The sequence below is a fragment of the Vibrio penaeicida genome (assembly GCF_030689305.1).
Lineage (GTDB): Bacteria > Pseudomonadota > Gammaproteobacteria > Enterobacterales > Vibrionaceae > Vibrio > Vibrio penaeicida_B.
This window is the reverse complement of sequence record NZ_JAUYVM010000030.1, coordinates 1-18,809: the sequence shown is the minus strand read 5'-3', so window position 1 is coordinate 18,809 and position 18,809 is coordinate 1. Positions and strand designations below refer to the sequence as shown.

Sequence of the window (18,809 nt, the reverse complement as noted above, 5' to 3'; positions counted from 1 at the left end):
ATTGAAATTATAAAGAGAAAGCGACTTCCGCGATTGGCTGAAGTCGCTTTACACCTTTCATTATTTACTTCGCCCAAACCCGCCATCTGAGAGCCTAAAAAACATCACTGATACCGATTTTTGCTCAAGCTGTAATATGTCCAGCTTTCCATCATCATCCAATTTAAATCGAATTAGCTGCCCTTCTCTTATTTTGCTGAGTGGCTTATCGATACCCTCAATCTTAACCAGTGCGTTGAGATCAGTCATAGGTAGCTCGTTAGAACGAAAAACCTGAGCAAGTGTGTCTCCAGACTTAACAATATATTCTTTCCAAGCTTCTGTGCGAGGAGCCTGTTGACTACTGGATGAAGATTGTTCGCTCAAACCTGTCGTTGTGATATCCAAAGGTTTGCGCACACTTTCCGGTTCTTTTTCATCCGGCACTGATTCACTAGGAGCTGGCAAGATAGAAAGAATAATAACTGCTACAGATAGCCCAATAACGCCTCTTTGGTGAAGCTTGGGCATACCTGCCCAATGATGTTTTATCTTGGAGCCTATTGCTCGTGCATCAACACCTTCGAACTTACTTTTTAGTTGATCGAATAATTTTGGCTGGCGAGTTCTAGCCACTCTCCGATTCATAATGCATATACCTTAGCGAACTGTCTTTCTATTATCTACGAACACGGTTCCTTAACAAAACGGACCGTTACACAAGTTAACAGTAACTTGACATATATTGGCATTTGCCGTTTCTTCACGCTAGTAGAACTGCTATCCTTTTGCTGCACAAATTCACACAATAGAGAGACAAGATGTCTGAAATCAAATTAGAAACCGTAGAGCAGAAAGCAAGCTACGGAATTGGTCTGCAAATGGGTCAACAATTGGCTGGTAGCGGTCTTGAAGGTTTGAATGTAGACGCGATCGCAAAAGGCATCGCTACTGCATTGACTGGCGGCATGCCTGAGATTGAAGTTGATGATATCAACAACGCACTTCAAGAGCTTCACACTCGTGCAGAATCTGCTCGCGCAGAAGTAGCAAAAGTAGCAGCAGCAGACGGTGAAGCGTTCCTGAAAGACAACGCTCTACGCTCTGAAGTTACCGTTCTTGAATCTGGTCTACAGTACGAAGTGATCACTGAAGGTACTGGCGAAATCCCAAGTTCAGACAAATCTGTTCGTGTTCACTACCACGGCGAATTGACTGACGGTACTGTATTCGACAGCTCTGTTTCTCGCGGTCAACCTGCTGAGTTCCCTGTAACTGGCGTGATCAAAGGTTGGGTTGAAGCACTTCAATTGATGCCTGTTGGTTCTAAGTGGAAACTATACATCCCTCAAGATCTTGCATATGGCGAGCGTGGTGCTGGTGCATCTATCCCTCCTTATGCAGCTCTAGTATTCGAAGTAGAACTATTGGCTATCCTGTAATTTTACGTCGTCTCAAAAATGAAGCGGTGCTCAGCACCGCTTTTTTTATGTCTTAAAGTAAACTGCTCATTCCCGTTTTGTATTCTCGGCACGACTCTCTAATCAAAACGGAAAATCCGACTAGGATTAATACACTCAACCGCATCAAGAAGCTCCATTCAAAGTATCTTGAAATTTTAAAATGGTTTGAGTTTTAGTGCCTTTATATAGGAATGAGTTATGAAAATTAAAACAACGATTATCACATTATCTGCGCTGCTGCTTGTCTCTCCAAGCTACGCATTCTTCGGCTTTGGTTCTTCTGAGGAAAAACCCTCAGTAGACCTTAACTCACTTGCTAACGATGCTTTCTCAAGCCAAGTCGACACTCAAGCTGATTCAGATTTAGTAAAAATGCTAAGCTCGCAACTGGATGTTTCACCAACTCAGGCAACGGGCGGCGCTGGTGCGCTTTTAGCACTCGCTTCCAATTCTTTAGGAGCTTCGCAAACGACAGAACTTGCTTCTGCAATTCCAGGTCTGAGTTCGTTAACTGGTTCCATACCAGGGCTATCAGGACTCGCGAGTAACTTTGGTGCTGTATCTGATATTTTTAGCAAACTAGGGCTCGACCCATCAATGGTGACACAGTTTGCTCCCATCATTCTGAAATACTTAGGTACCCAGAATGCATCTTCAGGTCTTCTGGATTCGCTTGGGAAAATTTGGCAATAGAGCTCTAAGCCACCAGTAACACTCCAATCGATAATTGGGTGGTTTTTGACCACCCTCTCTTTAACAAACTGAAAAGTATGCCACTCTGAATTTTTAATCATGGAAGAGTAGGTATTATGAAAGACGAAACACTGTCAATTCATCACGGCTATCAAACCGATCCCACAACCAAAGCTGTTGCGACCCCAATATATCAAACCGTTGCTTATGAATTCGACAACGCTCAGCATGGCGCTGATCTCTTCAATTTAGAAGTCCCTGGAAATATCTATACTCGCATAATGAACCCCACCAATGACGTACTAGAACAAAGAATGGCTGCGTTAGAGGGTGGGATTGCTGGGTTAGTTGTGAGTGCTGGCAGTGCCGCAATTAACTACGCGATCTTAACGCTAGCTCAGAATGGAGACAACATTGTCTCGACGCCTCAGCTCTATGGTGGTACCTACACTTTGTTTGCACATATGCTGCCACAACAAGGCATTGAGGTTAAGTTTGCAAAGGATGATAAACCTGAAAGCTTAGCTGAGTTAATCGATGAAAACACCAAAGCGGTTTATTGTGAGTCTATAGGTAACCCAGCAGGTAACATCGTCGACATTGAAAGCATTTCAACCTTAGCGCACGCGAAAGGCGTTCCCGTCATTGTCGATAATACGGTCGCGACCCCCGTCCTTTGTAAACCAATTCAATTTGGTGCGGACATTGTCGTTCACTCTTTGACGAAATACGTAGGAGGCCACGGCACCACGCTTGGAGGAGTTATCGTTGATTCAGGAAAATTCCCATGGGCAAAATATAAAGACCGATTCCCTGTATTTAATCAGCCTGAACCATCTTATCACGGGGTTGTATACACAGAAGCCTTCGGTGAAGCAGCCTTTATAGGAAGAGCAAGAACGGTTCCACTACGTAATACGGGGGCAGCTTTATCACCTATGAATGCGTTCATGCTAATGCAAGGGTTGGAAACCCTTTCCCTTAGAATGGAAAGACATTGCGATAACGCATTAAAAGTAGCCGAATATCTAAAACAGCATGAGAAAGTCAGTTGGGTTAGCTACGCGGGATTGGAGAGCTCTGAACATTACGGTTTGGCTCAAAAATACATGGGCGGTAAACCCTCTGCTATTTTGTCATTTGGTTTGAAAGATGGATATGATGCCGGTGTACGTTTTTATGATGCGCTTAATCTTTTCAAGAGACTTGTGAATATCGGCGATGCCAAATCACTTGCGTGTCATCCTGCTTCAACAACTCACAGGCAGATGAGTGTCGAAGAACAAGCAAACGCAGGTGTTGTACCTGAAATGATTCGCTTATCGGTTGGCATTGAACATATAGATGACATCATCGCTGATTTAGAGCAAGCCCTAAAAGCTTAATCCCTAATTTACAGGTACAAAAAAGCCGAGCATTACGCTCGGCTTTTAAGTTCTACACGAACTGATTACTCAGCAGCTGCTTCTTCAGCAACTTCTGGGCGATCAACAAGCTCAATGTAAGCCATTGGAGCTTTGTCACCAGTACGGAAACCGGCTTTTAGGATACGAGTGTAACCGCCCTGACGAGCAGCGAAACGTGGACCTAGTTCGTTAAATAGTTTTGCCACAACTTCGTTATCACGAGTGCGAGCAAATGCCAGACGACGGTTAGCAACGCTGTCAGTCTTAGCTAGTGTAATCAAAGGCTCAACGACGCGACGCAGCTCTTTTGCTTTTGGCAAAGTAGTCTTGATAACTTCATGACGTACTAGAGAGCTAGCCATGTTGCTGAACATCGCCTTGCGATGACTGCTGTTGCGGTTGAGTTGACGACCACTCTTACGATGGCGCATGACCTAATCCTTCTAACTATTATCGATTAATCTTCAGCGATCGACGCTGGTGGCCAGTTTTCTAGGCGCATGCCTAGAGACAGTCCACGTGAAGCAAGCACGTCTTTAATCTCAGTAAGAGACTTCTTACCAAGGTTAGGCGTTTTAAGTAGCTCAACCTCAGTACGCTGTACAAGATCACCGATGTAGTGAATCGCTTCTGCTTTCAAACAGTTAGCAGAGCGAACTGTTAGTTCAAGATCGTCTACAGGACGCAGTAGGATCGGATCGAACTCCGGCTTCTCTTCCTTCTCTTCAGGGACACGAATGTCACGAAGGTCTACGAAGGCATCAAGTTGCTCAGCAAGGATTGTTGCAGAACGACGAATTGCTTCTTCTGGATCAAGAGTACCGTTTGTTTCCATATCGATAACAAGCTTATCCAAGTCAGTACGCTGCTCAACACGTGCCGCTTCTACAGTGTAGGCAATTTTGTCTACAGGACTGTAAGTAGCGTCAACAAGCAAACGACCGATTGGGCGCTCATCTTCTTCAGTATGGATACGAGACGATGCTGGAACATAACCACGACCACGTTCTACTTTAATACGCATAGCGATTTCAGCATTATCATCAGTTAGATGACAAATAACGTGCTCTGGGTTAGCGATCTCTACATCACCATCATGGGTGATGTCACCTGCAACAACAGGGCCCGAGCCTGATTTGTTCAGTGTAATAAACACTTCATCTTTGCCCTCTGCCACTTTAACAGCAAGACCTTTCAGGTTAAGAAGGATCTCAAGGATATCTTCTTGTACACCTTCTTTGGTGCTGTACTCGTGAAGAACGCCTTCAATCTCAACCTCGGTTACTGCGCAACCAGGCATAGAAGATAGAAGAATGCGACGAAGCGCATTACCTAGAGTATGACCAAAGCCACGCTCTAATGGCTCAAGAGTTACTTTTGCGTGTGTCGTGCTAACTTGTTCAATGTCAACAAGACGTGGCTTAAGAAATTCTGTTACAGAACCCTGCATTGTGTCCTCTCTTTAATTTAAACCTTACTTAGAGTAAAGCTCGACGATCAGGTGTTCGTTGATGTCAGCTGACAGATCTGAACGCTCAGGCAAACGCTTGAACGTACCTTCCATCTTGCCACCATCTACTTCAATCCAAGTTGGTTTTTCGCGTTGTTCAGCAACTTCAATAGCTGCCTTAATGCGAGATTGCTGTTTAGCTTTCTCACGAATAGATACAACGTCGTTAGCCGCAACTTTGAATGAAGGAACGTTTACAACTTTACCGTTTACTAGGATAGCTTTATGGCTAACTAGCTGACGTGCTTCTGCGCGAGTTGCGCCAAAGCCCATGCGGTAAACTACGTTATCAAGACGACCTTCAAGAAGCTGAAGTAGGTTTTCACCCGTGTTGCCTTTAAGGCGTGCAGCTTCTTTGTAGTAGTTACGGAATTGTTTTTCTAGAACGCCGTACATACGACGAACTTTTTGCTTCTCACGAAGCTGAACGCCATATTCAGATAGACGACCGCGACGAGCGCCGTGTACACCTGGTGCGTTATCGATTTTACACTTGGTATCAATCGCACGAACACCAGACTTAAGGAATAAGTCAGTGCCTTCGCGACGGCTAAGCTTCAGCTTAGGACCCAAATATCTTGCCATGATTCTTCTCCAACTTTCCTAGAAACGTTATACGCGACGTTTCTTAGGTGGACGACAACCGTTATGAGGGATCGGAGTCGCATCAACAATGTTTGTGATACGGAAACCCGCAGCGTTTAGAGCGCGGATAGTAGACTCACGACCAGGACCTGGGCCCTTGACCATAACTTCTAGGTTCTTTAAGCCATATTCTTTGGCCATTTCACCACAACGCTCAGCAGCAACCTGTGCAGCGAACGGTGTAGATTTACGAGAACCGCGGAAACCAGAACCGCCAGCTGTTGCCCATGCAAGAGCATTACCTTGACGGTCAGTGATGGTTACGATTGTGTTATTGAAAGAAGCATGGATGTGCGCTACGCCATCTGCTACTTGCTTGCGTACGCGCTTACGAGCGCGAGTTGGTTGTTTTGCCATTGTACTCTACCTTCCGATTATTTTTTGATCGGCTTGCGCGGACCCTTACGGGTGCGAGCGTTGGTTTTAGTACGCTGTCCACGTAGTGGTAGACTGCGACGATGACGAAGACCACGGTAACAACCAAGGTCCATAAGACGCTTGATGTTCATGGAAACTTCACGACGTAGATCACCTTCTACAGTGTACTTAGCTACACCATCACGCAGTTGATCAATCTGCTCTTCAGTTAGTTCACTGATCTTCACATTTTCAGCAATACTCACGTCAGCTAAAATAGCTTGAGCACGAGTTTTACCGATGCCGTAAATTGCAGTTAATGCAATTACAGCATGCTTCTGATCAGGAATGTTAATGCCTGCTATACGGGCCACTATTCACTCCTAGTACTTATATAAGAAATTATCCGCAGCAAAGCCCGTAGAGGATACGCTGCGGGATACTACTTCTTTTGCACGCAAAAGGTAGGCCGAGGAATATACTCGACACTACCTTATATTTCAAGTAAAAATTTCTGCTTAAATTAGCCTTGGCGCTGCTTGTGCTTTGGCTCACTGCAAATCACGCGAACGACACCGTTACGCTTGATTACTTTACAGTTACGGCAGATTTTTTTAACGGAAGCACGAACTTTCATTGCTAAACTCCGTAATGAAATCTGATACTACTGTCGAATTAACGACCGTAGCCTTTCAGATTCGCTTTTTTCAACACAGAATCATACTGTTGTGACATCAGATGAGTCTGTACCTGTGCCATAAAGTCCATGATAACAACAACTACAATAAGTAGTGATGTACCGCCAAAATAGAAACGTACGTTCCAAGCGATCATCATGAACTCGGGAATCAGACATATAAAGGTAATGTATAGCGCACCTGCTAGGGTTAAACGCGTCATTACTTTATCAATGTACTTAGCTGTCTGCTCACCTGGGCGGATACCGGGTACGAACGCTCCAGACTTCTTCAAATTATCTGCTGTTTCACGCGGGTTGAAAACCAACGCTGTATAAAAGAAACAGAAGAAAATAATTGCTGCTGCATAAAGCATTACATACAGAGGTTGTCCAGGGCTAAGGGCCAAAGACACATCAGTTAACCAACTGAATGCGCTGTCCTCACCACCTGTATTACCAAACCACTGCGCTAATGTTCCTGGGAACAAAATAATACTAGACGCAAAAATCGCTGGTATCACACCTGCCATATTAATTTTAAGAGGCAAGTGTGTGCTTTGCGCTGCAAAAACTTTACGACCTTGTTGACGTTTCGCATAGTTAACGACGATTCGACGTTGACCACGCTCCATGAAAACAACGAAGTAAATCACGGCAAACGCTAAAACAGCAATTAGCAACAGAAGAAGTACGTTCAGTTCACCTTGACGCGCTTGCTCTATTGTTTGACCGATTGCCGATGGCAATCCAGCGACGATACCTGCAAAGATAATCAATGAGATACCGTTACCAATTCCTCGCTCAGTAATCTGTTCACCTAACCACATTAAGAACATGGTGCCGGTTACTAGACTGATGGTTGCAATAACAGTAAACATGGTTTGATCGATAACGACCAATTGACCTGTGACCATGCTTGGCAAAGCAGTTGCAATACCAATAGCTTGGAATGTAGCAAGTACAAGCGTGCCGTAACGCGTATATTGGCTTATCTTACGACGGCCGGCTTCACCCTCTTTCTTGAGTTCAGCTAACGCAGGATGAACTACAGTTAGCAGTTGGACAACAATCGATGCCGAAATATACGGCATGATGCCCAACGCTAATATAGAAGCACGCTCAAGTGCACCACCGGAGAACATGTTAAACATTTCTACGATGGTACCCTTTTGCTGTTCGAACAAATCGGCAAGTACAGCTGCGTCAATACCAGGGATCGGCACAAAAGAGCCCGCTCTGAATACTAAAAGTGCACCTAATACGAATAATAAGCGCGACTTTAGTTCAGCTAAGCCGCTTTGAGCACTACGAAAATCTTGTCCTGGTTTTTTAGCCATCTGTACCTCGTCCCTCGAGTATTAATCCTCGATTTTACCGCCTGCAGCTTCGATTGCAGCTTTAGCACCTTTAGTTACGCGTAGACCTTTAACAGTCACAGCTTTGCTAATTTCACCAGAAAGAACAACTTTAACAAATTCGATGTTCTTAGTGATTACGTTAGCAGCTTTCAAGCTGTTTAGATCAACCACGTCACCATCTACCTTCGCTAGTTCACCTAGACGAACTTCAGAAGTCACTAGACTCTTACGAGAAGTGAAACCGAATTTTGGTAGACGTTGTTTCAAAGGCATCTGACCGCCTTCAAAACCTGGACGAACGCTGCCGCCAGAACGTGATTTTTGACCTTTATGACCACGGCCACCTGTTTTACCAAGGCCTGAACCGATACCGCGACCTAAACGCTTCTTAGAAGGTTTAGAACCTGCAGCCGGTGATAGAGTATTCAAACGCATTCTGATTACTCCTCAACTTTAACCATGTAGTAAACCTTGTTGATCATTCCGCGCACGCACGGAGTATCTTCAAGTTCTACAGTGTGGTTGATACGACGAAGACCTAGACCACGCAAAGACGCTTTGTGCTTTGGTAGACGGCCAATTGAGCTTTTAGTTTGAGTTACTTTAATAGTTGCCATGGTGTTCTTACTCCGAAATAGATTCAACAGTTAGACCACGCTTAGCAGCAACCATCTCAGGAGACTTCATGCCACTCAGACCATCGATCGTCGCGCGAACGATGTTGATAGGGTTCGTAGAACCGTATGCTTTAGCAAGTACGTTATGAACACCTACAACTTCAAGTACTGCACGCATCGCACCACCTGCGATGATACCAGTACCTTCTGCAGCTGGCTGCATGTAAACTTTTGAGCCAGTGTGACGACCTTTCACCGCGTGGTGAAGAGTTCCGTCATTAAGCGCTACAGTAACCATGTTACGGCGCGCTTTTTCCATTGCTTTTTGAATCGCTGCTGGTACTTCACGAGCTTTGCCGTAACCGAAACCAACGCGACCATTACCGTCACCAACAACAGTTAGTGCAGTAAAACTAAAGATTCGACCACCTTTAACCGTTTTAGAAACACGGTTAACAGCAATTAGCTTTTCGTGCAAATCTGTAGCTTGTTGTTGTTCTTTAGCCATCTTCCAACCCTACCTTAGAATTTCAGACCAGCTTCGCGAGCAGAATCTGCTAGCGCCGCTACTCGACCGTGGTATTGGAAACCAGAACGATCGAAAGCAACATCAGAGATGCCTTTTTCGATAGCGCGCTCAGCAATAGCTTTACCTACAGCTTTAGCAGCGTCAACGTTACCAGTATTCTTAACTTGCTCACGGATCGCCTTTTCTACAGTAGAAGCGGCAGCGATAACCTCAGAGCCGTTTGATGCGATAACCTGTGCATACACGTGACGAGGAGTGCGGTGTACAACTAGGCGAGTCGCGCGAAGTTCTGCAATCTTACGACGTGCACGTGTAGCACGACGGATGCGAGATGCTTTCTTATCCATAGTGTTACCTTACTTCTTCTTAGCTTCTTTAGTACGCACATTTTCATCTGCGTAACGAACACCTTTACCTTTATAAGGCTCAGGCTCACGGTAAGAACGAATGTCAGCCGCAACTTGACCAACTAACTGCTTATCAGCACCAGTTAGGACAATTTCAGTTTGGCTTGGACATTCGGCTTTAATACCCGCTGGCACTTCGTGCTCAACTGGGTGAGAGAAGCCTAGAGTCAAGTTTACTGCGTTGCCTTTAACAGCAGCACGGTAACCAACACCCTTAAGAGTTAGCTTCTTAGTAAAGCCTTCAGTAACACCAACAACCATGTTGTTTGCAAGTGCACGAGCTGTACCAGCTTGTGCCCATGCGTTAGCTGCACCTTCGCGTGGACCGAAAGTTAGCTTGCTTTCTTCTTGAGAAAGCACAACAGCGTCGTTGAATACACGAGACAATTCGCCTTTAGGACCCTTAACGCTAAGTTCTTGGCCGTTTAGTTTCACCTCTACGCCAGCTGGAATAGCGACAGGTGCTTTAGCAACACGAGACATAGTCTACTCCTATTAAGCTACGTAGCAGATGATTTCACCACCAAGACCTGCCTTACGAGCAGCACGGTCAGACATCAGACCCTTGGAAGTGGACACTACAGCAACACCCAAACCGCCCATCACAGTAGGTAGCGAGTCTTTATTTTTGTAGACACGCAGACCTGGACGTGAAACACGTTGGATTTGCTCGATTACTGGTTTAGCTTGGAAGTACTTAAGAGTTACTTCTAGCTCTGGTTTCGCTTCGCCGCTTACAGCGAAGTCTGCGATGTAACCTTCAGCTTTTAGTAGTGCAGCAATTGCAACTTTAAGCTTTGAAGAAGGCATTTTTACAGCAACTTTATTTGCTGCCTGACCGTTACGAACGCGGGTCAGCATATCCGAAATCGGATCTTGCATGCTCATAGATTTTACTCCAAATGATTAAGTGGCAATTACCAGCTAGCCTTACGAAGACCCGGAATCTCGCCTTTCATGCAAGCTTCACGAACCTTAATGCGGCTTAGACCGAATTTACGTAGGTAACCGTGTGGACGACCAGTTTGGTTGCAACGGTTGCGCTGACGTGATGCACTTGAATCACGTGGAAGAGATTGCAGTTTAAGAACCGCATTCCAACGATCTTCTTCAGATGCGTTAACATCGCTAATGATAGCTTTAAGCGCTGAACGCTTCTCAGCGAACTTAGCTACTAGCTTCGCGCGTTTAGTTTCGCGCGCTTTCATTGATTGTTTAGCCATAACAGTAACCCTTCACCTTACTTACGGAATGGGAAGTTAAAGGCAGCCAGCAGAGCACGGCCTTCCTCATCGGAGCTTGCAGACGTCGTGATAGTAATATCAAGACCGCGTACACGATCGACTTTATCGTAGTCGATTTCCGGGAAGATGATTTGCTCGCGAACGCCCATGCTGTAGTTACCACGACCGTCAAAAGACTTCGCGCTAACACCACGGAAATCACGTACACGTGGAAGTGCAATCGAGATTAAACGCTCGAAGAAATCCCACATACGTTCGCCACGTAAGGTTACTTTACAACCAATTGGGTAGCCTTCACGAATTTTGAAACCTGCAACAGATTTACGCGCTTTAGTGATAAGAGGCTTTTGACCAGAGATCGTTGCCATATCAGCTGCTGCGTTTTCTAGCAGTTTCTTATCGTTGATTGCTTCACCAACGCCCATGTTTAGGGTGATTTTTTCAATCCTAGGGACTTGCATGACGCTTGAGTAGCTGAACTCTTTGGTAAGCTCAGCAACTACAGACGACTTGTAGTAATCATGCAGTTTCGCCATAGTAGAACTCCAAATTACTTTCTATTAGTTAGAAACAGTTTCGCCGTTTGATTTGAAGAAACGCACTTTTTTGCCTTCTTCAAAACGGAAACCGATACGGTCCGCTTTACCAGTAGCCGCATTGAAAACTGCAACGTTGGAAGCATCAATTGCTGCTTCTTGTTCAACGATGCCACCTTGTTGACCAAGAGCCGGTACAGGCTTTTGGTGCTTCTTAACAAGGTTGATACCTTCAACGATAACTTTACCAGTTTCAAGAACCTTAGTTACTTTACCGCGCTTGCCTTTATCTTTACCAGCAAGAACGATTACTTCGTCGTTACGACGGATTTTAGCTGCCATTTTGTGCCGCTCCTTACAGAACTTCTGGAGCCAGTGAAACAATCTTCATGAATTTCGCATTACGAAGTTCACGAGTCACTGGACCAAAGATACGTGTGCCGACTGGTTGCTCAGTAGTGTCATTCAACAATACACAAGCATTACGGTCGAAGCGAATGACAGAACCGTCTGGGCGACGTACGCCTTTTCGAGTGCGCACTACCACCGCTTTCAGAACATCACCTTTTTTAACTTTACCGCGAGGAATTGCTTCCTTAACAGTAACTTTGATGATATCTCCGATATGTGCATAACGGCGGTGAGAGCCACCCAGAACCTTAATACACATTACTCTACGAGCGCCGGAGTTATCCGCAGCGTCGAGTGTACTTTGCATTTGGATCATTTTAGTGCTCCGCTAAATATTAAAACTAGACCCTTCACGGGTCGGGCTGCCTCTTTATAAGGGCTGCGAATTGTACCACCCTTTTATGTACTTGGGTAGCCAAAAAATAAGCGGCTCCAAAAATAATTGGAGCCGCTTTTTCATCGTATCAAAACGAAATTAAAACTTCGCTTTTTCTACAACTTTTACCAAAGTCCAAGATTTCTTCTTAGACAGTGGACGACACTCTTGAATCTCAACGGTATCGCCTAGGCCACACTCGTTGTTTTCGTCGTGCGCGTGCAGTTTAGTCGTGCGCTTTACGAACTTGCCGTAAATTGGGTGTTTCACCATGCGCTCGATAGCAACAACGATAGACTTATCCATCTTGTCGCTTACTACACGACCTTGTTGAGTACGAATTTTGTCGCTCATTATGCGCCTGCCTTCTCAGTCAAAACAGTTTTCACACGTGCGATATCACGGCGCACAGCTTTCAGAGTATGAGTTTGCTGTAGCTGACCAGTTGCAGCTTGCATGCGCAAGTTGAACTGTTCGCGTAGCAAATTCAATAGCTCAGCGTTAAGCTCTTCAACGCTTTTCTCGCGTAGATCTTGTGCTTTCATCACATCACCTGCTTAGTTACAAATGTAGTTTTTACAGGCAGTTTACGCGCCGCAAGGCGGAACGCTTCACGTGCCAACTCTTCAGGTACGCCATTCATTTCGTACATTACCTTTCCAGGTTGGATTTGGGCTACCCAGTACTCAACGTTACCTTTACCCTTACCCTGACGAACTTCAAGCGGTTTTTCTGTGATAGGTTTGTCTGGAAAAATACGAATCCAGATTTGACCTTGACGTTTAATGTGACGTGTCATAGCACGACGAGCCGCTTCAATCTGACGAGCAGTGATACGACCACGGCCTACAGCTTTAAGACCGAATTCGCCGAAGCTTACTTCAGTACCTTTAGCTAGACCACGGTTGCGACCAGTCTGAACCTTACGGAACTTAGTACGTTTAGGTTGTAGCATCAGTCGACTCCTTACTTACGGCCTTTACGCTGCTTCTTAGGCTTGTCAGCCTTTGGCTCTACAGCATTAGCTGCTGGCATTCCGCCTAGGATCTCACCTTTGAAGATCCAAACTTTAATGCCGATTACACCGTATTGGGTGTGAGCCGAAGAAGTTGCGTAATCAATGTCAGCACGTAGAGTGTGTAGAGGTACACGACCTTCACGGTACCACTCTGAACGTGCAATTTCAGCGCCGCCTAGACGACCACTTACTTCCACTTTGATGCCTTTAGCGCCTAGACGCATAGCATTCTGTACCGCGCGCTTCATAGCACGACGGAACATAACACGACGCTCTAGTTGAGACGCGATGCTGTCACCCACAAGCTGAGCGTCAAGCTCTGGCTTGCGTACTTCAGCGATGTTGATTTGCGCTGGTACACCTGCAATTTTAGCTACAGCTGCGCGTAGCTTCTCTACGTCTTCACCTTTCTTACCGATTACAACACCTGGACGAGCAGTGTGAATAGTCACACGAATACTCTTTGCAGGACGCTCGATAACGATGCGTGATAGAGACGCTTTTGAAAGTTCCTTCGTTAGGAACTGACGTACCTTGAAGTCGCCGTCTAGGTTGTCAGCGAAATCTTTGGTGTTAGCAAACCATGTAGCATTCCAAGGCTTAACGATGCCAAGACGAATACCATTTGGATGTACTTTCTGACCCATTGCTTACTCTCCTAGTCTCTTAGCGATCTGCTACAACAACAGTGATGTGGCTTGAACGCTTCAAGATACGATCCGCACGACCTTTTGCACGAGGCATAATACGCTTCATGGTTGGGCCTTCATCTACGAAGATTTTAGCGACATTCAGATCGTCGATGTCTGCACCTTCGTTGTGCTCTGCATTCGCGATTGCTGATTCAAGAACTTTTTTGATTAACTCTGCAGCTTTTTTATTGCTGAAAGTTAGTAGTTCAAGAGCCTGATCCACAGATTTACCGCGGATTTGATCAGCAACTAAGCGTGCTTTCTGAGGAGAAATACGAGCAAAGTTATGTTTAGCAATAGCTTCCATCATCTACTCCTTATTTCTTCTTAGCTTTCTTATCCGCAGCGTGACCGCGGTAAGTACGAGTTGGTGCGAATTCGCCCAGTTTGTGACCGATCATTTCTTCGGTTACAAATACTGGAACGTGCTGACGACCATTATGGACAGCGATGGTCAAACCGATCATTGTAGGAATGATCATTGAGCGACGGGACCAAGTCTTAATAGGCTTTTTGTCTCCGCTTTCCACCGCTTTCTCTACCTTCTTCAGCAAGTGTAGGTCAATAAATGGACCTTTCTTGAGAGAACGTGGCATGGCGATTCCTCTTATATAGATTACTTGTTACGACGACGTACGATGTACTTGTCAGTGCGTTTGTTCTTACGAGTCTTGAAGCCTTTAGTAGGCATACCCCATGGGGATACTGGGTGACGACCGCCAGATGTGCGACCTTCACCACCACCATGTGGGTGATCTACTGGGTTCATTACTACACCACGTACGGTTGGACGTACGCCGCGCCAGCGTGAAGCACCAGCTTTACCAAGTTCACGTAGCATATGCTCAGAGTTACCAACTTCACCGACTGTTGCACGGCCTTCTGATAACACTTTACGCATTTCGCCAGAACGTAGACGGATAGTTACGTACGCACCGTCGCGAGCAACGATTTGAGCGTAAGCACCAGCCGAACGAGCTAGCTGAGCACCTTTACCAGGCTTAAGTTCAACACAATGTACAGTAGAACCTACTGGGATATTGCGCATCGGCAGAGTGTTACCTGCTTTGATTGGCGCATCTACACCAGATTGAATCTGGTCACCTGCTTGAACACCTTTTGGTGCAATGATGTAACGACGCTCACCGTCTGCGTACAGAACTAGAGCGATGTTTGCGCTACGGTTTGGATCGTATTCTAGACGTTCAACTTTCGCTGGGATACCGTCTTTAGTACGTTTGAAATCAATTACACGGTAATGGTGTTTATGACCACCACCGATGTGACGTACTGTAATACGACCGTTGTTATTACGACCACCATTCTTAGAGTTTTTCTCTAGAAGAGGTGCGTATGGCTTGCCCTTGTGTAGGTCAGCGTTAACAACTTTAACAACATGACGACGACCAGGGGAAGTCGGCTTACATTTAACAATAGCCATTTTTCAACTACTCCTGTTATTCCGCGCCGCCAACAAAGTCAAGATCTTGACCTTCTTTCAAGGTAACGTACGCTTTCTTAACGTCGCTGCGGCGACCTTGGCGTAGACCTTGACGTTTGGTCTTACCCTTAGTAATAAGAGTATTTACAGACTTAACTTCAACTTCAAAAAGCTTTTCTACAGCAGCTTTGATCTCTTTCTTAGTAGCATCTTGTGCAACTTTGAAAACGATAGTGTTCGCTTTCTCTGCAGCCATAGTTGCTTTTTCAGAGATGTGCGGAGCACGTAGAACTTTTAGGATACGCTCTTCAGTGATCATGCTAGCATCTCCTCAACTTGCTTAACTGCTTCTGCAGTCATCAGAACCTTGTCGAAAGCAACTAGGCTTACTGGATCAATACCAGCAACGTCACGTGCATCAACTTTGTATAGGTTACGAGCAGCTAAGAATAGATTCTCATCTACTTCGCCAGTTACGATAAGAACATCGTTAAGCTCAAGCTCTTTAAGCTTAGCTACTAGCTCTTTAGTTTTTGGCGCTTCAACTGAGAAGTTATCAACAACGATTAGACGCTCTTGACGAACCAACTCAGAAAGAATGCTCTTCATAGCACCGCGGTACATTTTTTTGTTTACTTTTTGGCTGTGATCCTGAGGTTTCGCAGCAAAAGTAACACCACCTGTACGCCAGATTGGGCTACGAATTGTACCAGCACGTGCGCGGCCAGTACCTTTTTGACGCCATGGCTTAGCGCCACCGCCAGATACTTCAGAACGAGTCTTTTGAGCACGTGTACCTTGACGAGCACCTGCTGCGTACGCAACAACTACTTGGTGTACAAGAGCTTCGTTGAAGTCACGTCCGAAAGTAGTCTCGGAAACAGTTAGTGCATCAGCACCTTTAACTATCAATTCCATTACTTACTCCTAGACGTTATGCTTTAACAGCTGGTTTTACGATCACGTTACCGCCAGTTGCGCCTGGTACTGCACCTTTAATAAGAAGCAGATTGCGCTCAGCGTCAACACGTACGATCTCTAGGTTTTGAGTCGTTACACGCTCAGCACCCATATGACCTGCCATTTTCTTGCCTTTAAACACGCGACCTGGAGTTTGACATTGGCCAATTGAACCCGGTGCACGGTGAGACAATGAGTTACCGTGAGTCATATCTTGAGTACGGAAGTTCCAACGCTTAACAGCGCCTTGGAAACCCTTACCTTTAGATGTACCAGTAACGTCTACTTTTTTAACTTCGTTGAAAAGTTCTACGTTTAGCTCTGAGCCAACTTCAAACTCTTCACCGTTTTCTAAACGGAATTCCCAAAGACCGCGGCCAGCTTCAACACCTGCTTTCGCAAAGTGACCAGCTTCAGCTTTAACAACACGGTTAGCTTTCTTAGCACCAGTAGTTACCTGGATTGCAGCGTAGCCATCAGACTCAAGAGTTTTAACTTGAGAAATACGGTTCGCTTCAACCTCAACAACGGTTACTGGGATAGAAACGCCTTCTTCGGTAAATACGCGGGTCATACCCACTTTACGTCCGACTAGACCAATCATTATTCTAATCTCCCTTAACCTAGGCTGATTTGTACGTCAACGCCAGCAGCTAGATCTAGGCGCATCAGAGCATCAACAGTTTTGTCTGTTGGCTCAACGATGTCGATTAGACGCTTGTGAGTACGAATTTCGTACTGATCACGCGCATCTTTGTTGACGTGTGGAGAGATAAGAACAGTGAAACGCTCTTTACGAGTAGGTAGTGGGATAGGACCACGAACCTGTGCGCCGGTACGCTTTGCTGTTTCAACGATTTCCGCAGTAGAAGCATCGATCAATTTATAATCGAAAGCTTTAAGGCGGATACGAATACGTTGGTTCTGCATGAGACAGAGCTCCAATAATAATAAATACACAAACAATATCGCCACTCATACTCGCTAAAGCGAGAGAATGCCGATTGATTTATGTGAAACCGTAGTATCCAAATCGGACACATTGTCAGCTAATTTTCGATTAACTTTAACTACTAAGTAGAAGAGTTAATTGTATTAACTGCGAACATAAGCTGAGTTTACATTACTAAGCGGAACGCTTACTCCTCACTGCTCATTGGTTCACAACTGGCTAAGCCAGTGCGCGGTATTATACAGATCACAAATTGGTATGCAATAGACGATGGAAAAATAAGCGGGAAATTTTTGGTAGTAAAAAGCCGAAGGAATCTAGTAGACTGCTTCGGCTTTCAAAATTCTATTTAATTCTCATCAACGAACTGTGCTTGCTGATAATTCTCAATACCAACTTTATCAATTAACCCTAGCTGCGTTTCGAGCCAATCAACATGCTCTTCTTCGTCTTCTAGTATGTCTTGGAATAAATCTCTAGAAACAAAATCACGAACACTTTCAGCATATGCAATCGCTTCTTTCAAATCTGGAATAGCAGACATTTCGACTTTAAGGTCACACTCAAGCATTTCTTTTGTGTCCTCGCCTATCATAAGCTTACCCAAATCTTGAAGGTTAGGTAACCCTTCTAAAAATAGGATTCGCTCTATAAGATGATCTGCATGTTTCATCTCATCAATAGATTCTTCGTATTCTTTATCTGCTAAATGCTTAAGCCCCCAATCCTTGTACATTCTTGCATGTAAAAAGTATTGGTTAATTGCTACTAGCTCGTTCCCTAAAACAATATTAAGGTGTTGAATAATTTTTGGATCACCTTTCATGACAAAGCCCTCCTTGATCGGCTTCTTTAACTTTAGAAGCAATCTTGAAGGTGTCAAAGCTATTTTAAGGCTGTCTCAATATTGAGCGTTAGCCGACTTTCTTAAACAATGTTGATACTGTGTCGTTAAGAATTTCCTTTGCACTTTTTACGCACTTTCCACACTGGGATCCGAGAGGCGTACACTGCCTAATTCCTTTGATATCAGTCACCCCTTCTTCAAGAGCTAGCTGTCGAATTTTTTTATCAGATACACCGTGGCAAATACAAACAAACATTTTCTACATCCAATCTATTACAATTAGAAATATAAACGAGAATGGTTAGCATTGCCAATCTTATTGGCATTTTGATTAGAAGAATTGGTTATATAAGAAATGAAGGTTTAAGAAGTTGTTGAAATAGAAATAAAAAAAGGAGCCGAAGCTCCTTTTTAAGATGCGATTACCGCAAAATCATTCGATATTAGTCGAAGATTTTAGCAACAACACCAGCACCTACAGTACGACCACCTTCACGGATTGCGAAACGTAGACCTTCATCCATCGCGATTGGAGCGATTAGTTCAACAGTCATTTGTACGTTGTCGCCAGGCATTACCATTTCAACACCTTCAGGAAGAGTGATGTCACCAGTTACGTCCGTAGTACGGAAGTAGAACTGTGGACGGTAACCTTTGAAGAATGGAGTGTGGCGACCACCTTCGTCTTT

34 protein-coding genes and 1 pseudogene are annotated in these 18,809 nt (G+C 44.9%); 3 read left to right on the top strand and 32 right to left on the bottom strand.

The features are described 5' to 3' along the window. Positions 1 to 60: 60 nt before the first annotated feature. Entirely contained in the window at positions 61 to 627 is a 567-nt protein-coding gene (locus tag Q8W40_RS26890) for a LysM-like peptidoglycan-binding domain-containing protein (protein ID WP_305401946.1), read from the bottom strand. Positions 628 to 800: 173 nt separating this feature from the next. On the opposite strand from Q8W40_RS26890, the gene Q8W40_RS26885 reads away from it, so the two are divergent. The 3 genes from Q8W40_RS26885 (at position 801) to Q8W40_RS26875 (ending at position 3,520) form a co-directional block, all read left to right on the top strand. Beyond that, positions 801 to 1,421 carry an FKBP-type peptidyl-prolyl cis-trans isomerase gene (locus tag Q8W40_RS26885; RefSeq protein WP_101111165.1) on the top strand — a complete coding sequence of 207 codons (621 nt, stop codon included), beginning with the start codon at positions 801 to 803 and terminating at the stop codon, positions 1,419 to 1,421. A gap of 219 nt (positions 1,422 to 1,640) precedes the next feature. Continuing rightward, on the top strand, positions 1,641 to 2,135 hold the full coding sequence (locus Q8W40_RS26880; RefSeq protein ID WP_305401945.1) for a DUF2780 domain-containing protein: 495 nt from the start codon (positions 1,641 to 1,643) through the stop codon (positions 2,133 to 2,135). Positions 2,136 to 2,251: 116 nt separating this feature from the next. Further along, positions 2,252 to 3,520 (top strand): O-acetylhomoserine aminocarboxypropyltransferase/cysteine synthase family protein, encoded by a 1,269-nt coding sequence (locus tag Q8W40_RS26875; protein ID WP_305401944.1) that lies wholly within the window; start codon positions 2,252 to 2,254, stop codon positions 3,518 to 3,520. A gap of 65 nt (positions 3,521 to 3,585) precedes the next feature. Here Q8W40_RS26875 and rplQ read toward each other — a convergent pair whose 3' ends face one another. The 31 genes and pseudogenes from rplQ to tuf all read right to left on the bottom strand — a co-directional run. Continuing rightward, positions 3,586 to 3,972, bottom strand: a complete 387-nt coding sequence (gene rplQ, locus Q8W40_RS26870; RefSeq protein ID WP_101111168.1) for a 50S ribosomal protein L17 — start codon at positions 3,970 to 3,972, stop codon at positions 3,586 to 3,588. Positions 3,973 to 3,998: 26 nt separating this feature from the next. After that, positions 3,999 to 4,991, bottom strand: coding sequence for a DNA-directed RNA polymerase subunit alpha (locus Q8W40_RS26865; RefSeq protein WP_101111169.1), 993 nt, complete (start codon positions 4,989 to 4,991; stop codon positions 3,999 to 4,001). 24 nt (positions 4,992 to 5,015) lie between these two features. Then, on the bottom strand, positions 5,016 to 5,636 hold the full coding sequence (rpsD, locus tag Q8W40_RS26860; protein ID WP_101111170.1) for a 30S ribosomal protein S4: 621 nt from the start codon (positions 5,634 to 5,636) through the stop codon (positions 5,016 to 5,018). Between the two features lie 27 nt (positions 5,637 to 5,663). Continuing rightward, a complete protein-coding gene (gene rpsK / locus Q8W40_RS26855) occupies positions 5,664 to 6,053 on the bottom strand; it encodes a 30S ribosomal protein S11 (RefSeq protein WP_101111171.1) in 390 nt (129 codons plus the stop codon). A gap of 17 nt (positions 6,054 to 6,070) precedes the next feature. Next, a complete protein-coding gene (gene rpsM, locus Q8W40_RS26850; protein WP_101111172.1) occupies positions 6,071 to 6,427 on the bottom strand; it encodes a 30S ribosomal protein S13 in 357 nt (118 codons plus the stop codon). A 149-nt stretch (positions 6,428 to 6,576) separates the two neighbouring features. Then, positions 6,577 to 6,690, bottom strand: coding sequence for a 50S ribosomal protein L36 (rpmJ, locus tag Q8W40_RS26845; RefSeq protein WP_000868186.1), 114 nt, complete (start codon positions 6,688 to 6,690; stop codon positions 6,577 to 6,579). A 38-nt stretch (positions 6,691 to 6,728) separates the two neighbouring features. Then, positions 6,729 to 8,069 (bottom strand): preprotein translocase subunit SecY, encoded by a 1,341-nt coding sequence (gene secY, locus Q8W40_RS26840; RefSeq protein WP_004398453.1) that lies wholly within the window; start codon positions 8,067 to 8,069, stop codon positions 6,729 to 6,731. A gap of 21 nt (positions 8,070 to 8,090) precedes the next feature. After that, positions 8,091 to 8,525: a 50S ribosomal protein L15 gene (gene rplO / locus Q8W40_RS26835; protein WP_101111174.1), complete on the bottom strand. Its 435-nt coding sequence runs from the start codon at positions 8,523 to 8,525 to the stop codon at positions 8,091 to 8,093. A gap of 5 nt (positions 8,526 to 8,530) precedes the next feature. Further along, positions 8,531 to 8,707 carry a 50S ribosomal protein L30 gene (gene rpmD / locus Q8W40_RS26830; protein WP_101111175.1) on the bottom strand — a complete coding sequence of 59 codons (177 nt, stop codon included), beginning with the start codon at positions 8,705 to 8,707 and terminating at the stop codon, positions 8,531 to 8,533. A gap of 7 nt (positions 8,708 to 8,714) precedes the next feature. Then, positions 8,715 to 9,215: a 30S ribosomal protein S5 gene (rpsE, locus tag Q8W40_RS26825; RefSeq protein ID WP_101111176.1), complete on the bottom strand. Its 501-nt coding sequence runs from the start codon at positions 9,213 to 9,215 to the stop codon at positions 8,715 to 8,717. A 14-nt stretch (positions 9,216 to 9,229) separates the two neighbouring features. Then, a complete protein-coding gene (gene rplR, locus Q8W40_RS26820; protein ID WP_101111177.1) occupies positions 9,230 to 9,583 on the bottom strand; it encodes a 50S ribosomal protein L18 in 354 nt (117 codons plus the stop codon). A gap of 9 nt (positions 9,584 to 9,592) precedes the next feature. Then, positions 9,593 to 10,126 (bottom strand): 50S ribosomal protein L6, encoded by a 534-nt coding sequence (gene rplF, locus Q8W40_RS26815; RefSeq protein WP_104399911.1) that lies wholly within the window; start codon positions 10,124 to 10,126, stop codon positions 9,593 to 9,595. A 12-nt stretch (positions 10,127 to 10,138) separates the two neighbouring features. After that, positions 10,139 to 10,531, bottom strand: coding sequence for a 30S ribosomal protein S8 (rpsH, locus tag Q8W40_RS26810; protein WP_101111179.1), 393 nt, complete (start codon positions 10,529 to 10,531; stop codon positions 10,139 to 10,141). A gap of 29 nt (positions 10,532 to 10,560) precedes the next feature. Then, the gene (gene rpsN / locus Q8W40_RS26805) at positions 10,561 to 10,866 is read right to left on the bottom strand and encodes a 30S ribosomal protein S14 (protein ID WP_101111180.1); all 306 of its coding nucleotides are present in this window, start codon (positions 10,864 to 10,866) and stop codon (positions 10,561 to 10,563) included. Positions 10,867 to 10,883: 17 nt separating this feature from the next. Then, entirely contained in the window at positions 10,884 to 11,423 is a 540-nt protein-coding gene (rplE, locus tag Q8W40_RS26800; protein ID WP_101111181.1) for a 50S ribosomal protein L5, read from the bottom strand. Positions 11,424 to 11,447: 24 nt separating this feature from the next. Beyond that, on the bottom strand, positions 11,448 to 11,765 hold the full coding sequence (rplX, locus tag Q8W40_RS26795; protein WP_101111182.1) for a 50S ribosomal protein L24: 318 nt from the start codon (positions 11,763 to 11,765) through the stop codon (positions 11,448 to 11,450). A 13-nt stretch (positions 11,766 to 11,778) separates the two neighbouring features. Next, complete coding sequence (gene rplN, locus Q8W40_RS26790; protein WP_004398463.1) at positions 11,779 to 12,150, bottom strand: 50S ribosomal protein L14; 372 nt, start codon at positions 12,148 to 12,150, stop codon at positions 11,779 to 11,781. Between the two features lie 159 nt (positions 12,151 to 12,309). Further along, positions 12,310 to 12,564, bottom strand: a complete 255-nt coding sequence (gene rpsQ, locus Q8W40_RS26785) for a 30S ribosomal protein S17 (protein ID WP_101111183.1) — start codon at positions 12,562 to 12,564, stop codon at positions 12,310 to 12,312. Then, positions 12,564 to 12,755 (bottom strand): 50S ribosomal protein L29, encoded by a 192-nt coding sequence (rpmC, locus tag Q8W40_RS26780; protein WP_004410456.1) that lies wholly within the window; start codon positions 12,753 to 12,755, stop codon positions 12,564 to 12,566. Before rpmC ends, rpsQ begins: the two co-directional genes overlap by 1 nt. Next, a complete protein-coding gene (gene rplP, locus Q8W40_RS26775; protein ID WP_004398466.1) occupies positions 12,755 to 13,165 on the bottom strand; it encodes a 50S ribosomal protein L16 in 411 nt (136 codons plus the stop codon). The genes rpmC and rplP overlap by 1 nt, the downstream gene beginning before the upstream one ends. Before the next feature lie 11 nt (positions 13,166 to 13,176). Then, positions 13,177 to 13,875 carry a 30S ribosomal protein S3 gene (gene rpsC / locus Q8W40_RS26770; protein WP_101111184.1) on the bottom strand — a complete coding sequence of 233 codons (699 nt, stop codon included), beginning with the start codon at positions 13,873 to 13,875 and terminating at the stop codon, positions 13,177 to 13,179. A gap of 19 nt (positions 13,876 to 13,894) precedes the next feature. After that, entirely contained in the window at positions 13,895 to 14,227 is a 333-nt protein-coding gene (gene rplV, locus Q8W40_RS26765; RefSeq protein ID WP_004398468.1) for a 50S ribosomal protein L22, read from the bottom strand. 10 nt (positions 14,228 to 14,237) lie between these two features. Further along, positions 14,238 to 14,516, bottom strand: a complete 279-nt coding sequence (gene rpsS, locus Q8W40_RS26760) for a 30S ribosomal protein S19 (RefSeq protein ID WP_004736729.1) — start codon at positions 14,514 to 14,516, stop codon at positions 14,238 to 14,240. A 20-nt stretch (positions 14,517 to 14,536) separates the two neighbouring features. Beyond that, positions 14,537 to 15,361 carry a 50S ribosomal protein L2 gene (rplB, locus tag Q8W40_RS26755; RefSeq protein ID WP_101111185.1) on the bottom strand — a complete coding sequence of 275 codons (825 nt, stop codon included), beginning with the start codon at positions 15,359 to 15,361 and terminating at the stop codon, positions 14,537 to 14,539. A 16-nt stretch (positions 15,362 to 15,377) separates the two neighbouring features. After that, positions 15,378 to 15,680 (bottom strand): 50S ribosomal protein L23, encoded by a 303-nt coding sequence (gene rplW, locus Q8W40_RS26750; protein ID WP_038175168.1) that lies wholly within the window; start codon positions 15,678 to 15,680, stop codon positions 15,378 to 15,380. Further along, positions 15,677 to 16,279: a 50S ribosomal protein L4 gene (rplD, locus tag Q8W40_RS26745; protein WP_101111186.1), complete on the bottom strand. Its 603-nt coding sequence runs from the start codon at positions 16,277 to 16,279 to the stop codon at positions 15,677 to 15,679. The genes rplW and rplD overlap by 4 nt, the downstream gene beginning before the upstream one ends. Before the next feature lie 16 nt (positions 16,280 to 16,295). After that, positions 16,296 to 16,925, bottom strand: coding sequence for a 50S ribosomal protein L3 (gene rplC, locus Q8W40_RS26740; protein WP_104399913.1), 630 nt, complete (start codon positions 16,923 to 16,925; stop codon positions 16,296 to 16,298). A 14-nt stretch (positions 16,926 to 16,939) separates the two neighbouring features. After that, entirely contained in the window at positions 16,940 to 17,251 is a 312-nt protein-coding gene (gene rpsJ / locus Q8W40_RS26735; protein WP_001181007.1) for a 30S ribosomal protein S10, read from the bottom strand. Between the two features lie 371 nt (positions 17,252 to 17,622). Beyond that, a complete protein-coding gene (bfr, locus tag Q8W40_RS26730) occupies positions 17,623 to 18,099 on the bottom strand; it encodes a bacterioferritin (RefSeq protein WP_104399914.1) in 477 nt (158 codons plus the stop codon). An 88-nt stretch (positions 18,100 to 18,187) separates the two neighbouring features. Beyond that, positions 18,188 to 18,376 carry a (2Fe-2S)-binding protein gene (locus Q8W40_RS26725; RefSeq protein ID WP_126605781.1) on the bottom strand — a complete coding sequence of 63 codons (189 nt, stop codon included), beginning with the start codon at positions 18,374 to 18,376 and terminating at the stop codon, positions 18,188 to 18,190. A gap of 187 nt (positions 18,377 to 18,563) precedes the next feature. Then, positions 18,564 to 18,809: pseudogene (tuf, locus tag Q8W40_RS26720) on the bottom strand (elongation factor Tu); the annotation flags it as partial.